Below are 5,753 nucleotides of genomic sequence, written 5' to 3' on the forward strand. Positions count from 1 at the left end.
GGGTGTAGCTGCCCATGCCGGCCCCCTCCGATGAAGTCTGTCGCGAGCACCATCGTAGCGCCCGGCGTGGGCGGTCCCTGCTCAGGGGCGTTGCGCTTGAAATGAAAAACTAAGGCCGTAAAAGAATCAGATTTAGAGAAAATCAGTCGGAACTTTACTCCCACTCGATACTAGCAGTTGGTTGAGCTTGGATTTCGAAGCTCCGTTTGGGCAGGTCAGGGCTTTATTTATTCGGTTGTCAAATTGCGTGCGGGCTTGCATGGAAGAATCTTGGAAGAATCGGGACGCTGGTTCTCAGGATGGAGAGACGCGTCCCTCCCCTGCTCAGAACACCTTCGACACCGCGGCCACCGCCTCCTTCTTGGCGTCGAGGTTAACGTGCGTATAGATGTCCATCGTGATCTGGGAGCTGTAGTGGCCCGCGAGCTCCTGCATGACCTTCGGGTGCACGCCGTTGAGCGCGAGCAGGGTGAGGTAGGAGTGCCTCAGCTCGTGGAAGCTCCAGCCGTCGAGCCCGAAGCGCTCGCGGTCGATCGACCACCAGCGGCTGAGGGAGCCGGGCGTCACGCGCTCGCCGTAGTGCGTGGCGATGACGGGGGTCTCCTCGGTCTGCTCCAGGTAGCCCTCCTCCGGCTTGCGCCACTGGTTCGTCTTCGCGAACTGCGCGGCCTGGGCCGCCTTCTGTCTGAGCAGCGCCTCGCGCGTCACCTCGGGCAGGGGCAGCAGGCGCATGCCGGCCTTGGTCTTGGTCTCCTTGAGGTTGCCGAGCCCGTCGAAGCTGTGGCTCACGTCGACGATTCCGTTCTCGAAGTCGATGTCCTTCCATGACAGGCCGCAGACCTCACCGCGCCTGAGCCCCATCGTGATGGCGACGAGGTAGGCGCACTCGCGCGGCACCCCGGGATCGAGCCCCTCGATGAGCTCCTGGATCTGCTCGGGCTTCATGGCGCGCTTCTCGCGCGTGTCCATCTTGGGAGGGTTGGCTGCGTCGCACGGGTTCTTCACGAGGATCCCCTCCTTGATGGCGTGCTCGAACACGAGCGTTATGTTGTCGTGGATCTGGTTGACGTAGGATCCGCTCGAAGGTCTTCCGGAGAGCGTGTCGCCCTTGAGCATCGCGATGTACATGTCGTCGAGCATGGTGGGCGTGACGGCGGCCAGGTTGACCTTCCCGATGTGGCGGATGGCGGCCCTGAACTGCCACTCCTGCCGCACCTGCGTGGTGGGGGCGACCTCCTTCTTGGCGGCGCGGATATCGAGGTAGCGCATGCAGTACTCCTCGAAGGTGTAGGACGTGCGGCCCTGCACCTCGTCGTGCTCGATCTCCTTGATGAACCCGCGCAGGTCGGCCTTTGCCTTGGTGAAGGTCCCCTCGACCACGCGCGTCTTCTGCTGGTACTTCCCCGTGCGCGGGTTGAGCCCGATGGGCACGCGGAGCTGCCACTTGCGGCACTTGGACTTTGGCTTGTCCTTCTCCATCTGGATGATGGAGCCCTCGCCGGTGACCTTTGCCATGGCTACTCACCGTCCCCGACGACGTAGGGCGGGCGGTAGTGCCACTCGAGGTCGCGGGCGAGCTCGCGCTGCCAAGGCTCGTCGAGGCGCAGAGGGGCACCGGGCTCCGCTGCGGCGAGCACGATGACGGGGAGCTTGTTGCCGGCGGCGTCCGTGGCGAAACAGGACACGACGCGCAGGTTCTTCTCTTCCTTGGTCATGGGTGCTCACCGCCTTCCCTGGGAGCGCGCGGCGCGCTCGCCGAGCTCCACGTAGGAGAGGTAGCTGTCCACGAGGGCGCGGCCCTCGGGGCTGAGGGCGTCGTAGCGGGGCTGGATGCCCTCGGGCTCGGGGGCGTCGATGTCCTCGCGGCCGATGACGAGGTCGATGGAGCAGCCAAGCTTGTCCGCGATCTGCCACGCCGCCGGCAGCGGGATGCCGCAGTCGGCGCCGTCGCCGGCGCGCTCGTAGCGAGCGTAGGTGGAGCCGGGGATGCCGAGCGCCTCGGCGAACTCCTTCGCGGAGCGGTAGCCCGCCTCGCGGCGCAGCCGCTGGAGTGTTCTTTTGCCGCTGATGGCCTTGTAGGGGGTTTGGGCGGGTGCGAGTGATGACATATACTGTCACCGTCCCTTCTGGATTTGCCTCTGGACCGGACGCCGGGCCCGCGGGAGTGCCAGCTCCCGCGGGCCCACCTGTTTCGCCTTCTATGCCTTCGCATCACCGTCCCTCGCACTCGCCTCGGAGTCGTACTCGACCATGACGCCGTGGTCGACGGAGCTCCACAGCACCTGCATGCCCTCGAGCTCGAACTCGCCGTGGGTGCGGTCGTAGGCCGCCATGATCTTCTCGATGACCTGGTCGTCGACGATCTTCTGCGCTTTGGTTGAGAGCCTGCCGCGCTTCTTCGCCGCCTGCTCCTGGAGGAAGGACTCGAAGGCGGCGCGCGCCGCCTCGGCACTGTCGAACGCGACGAGCTCGCCGAAGGCGGCGCCGTCGCGCAGCTCGGAGAGCATCTGCTGCTCGTACTGGTAGCAGAGAGCCTCGTAGGGGCGCTCCTCCTCGCGGCGGCGGCGCGCGCGGATCTTCTCGTCCTTCATGAGCACGAACTCGCGGAGCTCGTCGGCGAGCTGCCGCGCCTCGGGCGTGAGCCCGTCGTACTCGAGCTGCACCTCGCCGCGCATGCACGCGGGGTCGGGCACCTCGCGGTCGACAATGGCGTCGATGGTGGTGCCGAAGATGTCCGCGAGCTGCCAGGCGCGGTCCATGGGGATCTTGTCGGGGTTGGACTCGTAGCGCGCGTAGGTGGAGGTCGGGATCTCGTACTCCACCGCGAACTCGTTGGAGTTCTTGTAGCCCGCCGCCTTGCGGAGCTTCAGAAGGTTGCTCGCCATGCCCTCCGCCTCTCTCGGATGTGTTCGTCCTGTGGAGGGGTGCCCTCGGCGCCCTCCGTGTCGTTGTTACGCTTCGCAACAGATTCTATCACTAGTTGACAAGCCGTTCAATCGTATAGGGTCATTCTACCTCAAAACTTGCAAAGAATCTCACTTGTTGACAATTCCTGTGATATTCTACCGCTGCACGGCGACGAAACGTGCCACTTCGTGACAGACGGGTCAGAGCCGCGCGTGCGGTCCAGAGGCAAATCGGATGAGAGGGAGCGAGAGATGAGTTTCGAGGAGCTGCCGTACTTCATGACCCCCAAGCAGCTCGCCGACGTGACGGGCGAACACGAGGGATCCATCACGCGCGGCATACGCGAGGGGCGCATCCCCGCCGACAAGGTGAACGGTCGCTGGCGGATCTGCCGCGACGTGATCTTCAAGAACGCGAAGAAGGGGGCCTCGAATGACGGAGAGGGCCGCGAGTAGCCCACACAAGGCGGGCTCCCTCGCCGACGCGCTGGCACGCGTCCCCCGGGAGCTGAAGATCGAGCCGCGCTGGGTGTGCTGGCGGCGCGAGGAGCGGAACGGCAGGGCGACGAAGCTACCGGTGTGCGCGGCGAACGGGCGCATGGCCAAGAGCACGGACCCGGCGACCTGGGCGACCTTCGAGGAGGCCGTGGCGGCCGTGGGCCGCTGGCGCTGCGACGGCGTGGGGTTCGTGTTCGGGCCCGACCGCGCCTTCACGGGGCTCGACCTCGACCACGTGATCGAGGGCGGCGCCCTCGACCCCGCGTACCGCTGGGTGGTGGACGAGGCGGGCACCTACACGGAGGTCTCGCCCTCGGGCGACGGGCTGCACCTGATCTTCAGGGGCGCGAAGCCCGACTGGGCCCAGCGCTCGAGGAAGGGGCAGCCCGGCGGGCGCGTGGTGGAGATGTACGACCACGACCGGTACTTCACGGTGACGGGGGACGTGTTCGAGGGTCGCGGGACGCTGGGCTCCAACCCCGAGGTCGTCGAGAAGGCATACCGGACGTGGATCGAGCCGGAGCGGGCCGCCGCGCAGCCGACGCTCTCGGAGGTGCCAACGGCCGGCGCGGACATGGACGACGGGGCGCTGCTCGAGCGCATGTACGCCTCCCGCAGCGGCGACGCGATCCGCGCCCTCATGGCCGGCGACTGCTCGGCGCAGGGAGGCGACCGATCGGCGGCAGACATGGCTCTGTGCTCGCACCTCGCCTTCTGGTGCGCCGGCGACGCCGCCCGCATGGACCGGATCTTCCGCGCAAGCGGCCTCATGCGCGACAAGTGGGACAGCCGCCGGGGCGGCACCACCTATGGGGCGCAGACGATAGAGCGGGCGATAGAGGGCTGCACGGAGTTCTACAAGCCGAGAGCCGCACGTCCTTCTCGCCATATGCGTCCTTCTCGCGCCAATGATAAGAACATGTGTTCGACTGCTGCGCCCGACACGGACGGAGAGGGCTCCCCTGACGAGGAGGCGCCGGACTTCGAGAGCGCGCCCTCGGTGGAGGGGTGGTTCGTCGACGCGCGCGGACGGCTGTGGGTCCGCGGGCGCGACGGGGAGCTCGCGCGCTCCGTGACCTCGACGGCGCCCTGGGTGGCGGCCGACCTCGTGGACGTGGACACCGGCGACGTGCGCGCCCTCGTGCGCGTGACGGTGCCCGGCGGAACCCGCGAGCGGGCGCTCGACCGCGAGGTGCTGCTCAACCAGAGCAAGGTGATCGGCGCGCTCGCGCCGCTGGGCGCGAACGTGTCGTCCGCGAACGCCAAGGACATCGTACGCTACCTGACCGACGTGGAGCGCCGCCACGGCTGGGCGCGTCCGCGCGCGAGGAGCGTGGTGCACCTGGGCTGGGCCGACGGCCCGCTCTCCGCCTTCATGCCCTACGACCTGGGCGCGGGCGGCGTGCGCTTCGACCCCTCGCCGGACGAGGCGGTGAAGGCGCGCCCCTTCATGGAGCCGGCGGGCACGCTCGCGGCGTGGGTGGAGGGCGTGGCGCCGGCGCGGGCGGCGTCGATGGCGTTTAGGTGCGTGCTCGCGGCGAGCTTCGCGTCCCCCTTGGTGTCTCTCCTGGGCGTGCAGACCTTCATCGTCTACCTCTGGGGGCGCTCGCGCTCCGGAAAGACGCCGACCCTCAAGGCCGCCGGCAGCGTGTGGGGCGACCCCACCGAGGGCGCGGACAGCTACTTCCGCACCTTCGCGGACACGCCCAAGAGCATCGTGCGGGCGGCGGCGCTCCTCCACGACATACCCGTGATCATCGACGAGCTGCAGAGCAAGGGCGCCGTGGGCGGCCAGGCGGGCAAGCGGCAGGTCGTGGAGGACCTGCTCTACTCGCTCTCGCTCGGCCACGAGCGCGGCGCGCTGAACAGCGACCGGACGATGATGAGGGCGGGCTCGTGGCGCTGCCTCACGATCGCCACCGGCGAGATCCCCATCGTGGGCTCCTCCACGCAGCAGGGCGCGGCGAACCGCACCCTCGAGCTCTGCGCGGAGCCCTTCGAGGACGTGCGAGCGGCCCAGGCCATGCACCACCTCGTCTCCGCGCAGCACGGCACCGCCGGGCGCGCCTACGTGGCGGCGCTGCGCCGCAACGACGCGGCCTTCTACGCGGGGCAGTTCTCCTCCGTGCGCGACGCCGTGTGCGCCGCCGCCGGCGGGCACCCGCAGGCGGACAACGTGGCGCTGCTCGCGCTCGCGGACGCCCTCGCGCAGTTCTACGTGTTCGCGCCGGGCAGCGATGTTATTGCTAATCTGAGTTTCACCGTTTAGACCAACGGGTCGCGCCGAATCCGCCAACGCATCCCCGCCGATCTCGCCAACGTATTTTCACCGTTTCCGCCAACGGGCGT

Annotated in this window: 6 protein-coding genes; 2 read left to right on the top strand and 4 right to left on the bottom strand. The window is 67.9% G+C overall.

What is annotated here, in order from left to right; all coding sequences use genetic code 11:
* Positions 1–324: 324 nt before the first annotated feature.
* The 4 genes from H6A15_RS09885 to H6A15_RS09900 all read right to left on the bottom strand — a co-directional run bounded on the left by H6A15_RS09885 (position 325) and on the right by H6A15_RS09900 (position 2,885).
* Entirely contained in the window at positions 325–1,515 is a 1,191-nt protein-coding gene (locus tag H6A15_RS09885) for a tyrosine-type recombinase/integrase (RefSeq protein WP_204673591.1), read from the bottom strand.
* A 2-nt stretch (positions 1,516–1,517) separates the two neighbouring features.
* On the bottom strand, positions 1,518–1,715 hold the full coding sequence (locus tag H6A15_RS09890) for a hypothetical protein (RefSeq protein WP_204673592.1): 198 nt from the start codon (positions 1,713–1,715) through the stop codon (positions 1,518–1,520).
* A 6-nt stretch (positions 1,716–1,721) separates the two neighbouring features.
* Positions 1,722–2,108, bottom strand: coding sequence for a helix-turn-helix domain-containing protein (locus H6A15_RS09895; protein ID WP_204673593.1), 387 nt, complete (start codon positions 2,106–2,108; stop codon positions 1,722–1,724).
* Between the two features lie 90 nt (positions 2,109–2,198).
* Positions 2,199–2,885 (bottom strand): helix-turn-helix domain-containing protein, encoded by a 687-nt coding sequence (locus H6A15_RS09900; protein WP_204673594.1) that lies wholly within the window; start codon positions 2,883–2,885, stop codon positions 2,199–2,201.
* 273 nt (positions 2,886–3,158) lie between these two features.
* Between H6A15_RS09900 and H6A15_RS09905 the strand changes: the two genes are divergently transcribed.
* Positions 3,159–3,362, top strand: a complete 204-nt coding sequence (locus H6A15_RS09905; protein ID WP_087220893.1) for a helix-turn-helix domain-containing protein — start codon at positions 3,159–3,161, stop codon at positions 3,360–3,362.
* Positions 3,340–5,673: a DUF927 domain-containing protein gene (locus H6A15_RS09910; RefSeq protein ID WP_204673595.1), complete on the top strand. Its 2,334-nt coding sequence runs from the start codon at positions 3,340–3,342 to the stop codon at positions 5,671–5,673. Before H6A15_RS09905 ends, H6A15_RS09910 begins: the two co-directional genes overlap by 23 nt.
* Positions 5,674–5,753: the final 80 nt, after the last annotated feature.

The sequence above is a fragment of the Enorma phocaeensis genome (genome assembly GCF_016901575.1).
In the GTDB taxonomy this organism is placed as follows: domain Bacteria; phylum Actinomycetota; class Coriobacteriia; order Coriobacteriales; family Coriobacteriaceae; genus Limicola; species Limicola phocaeensis_A.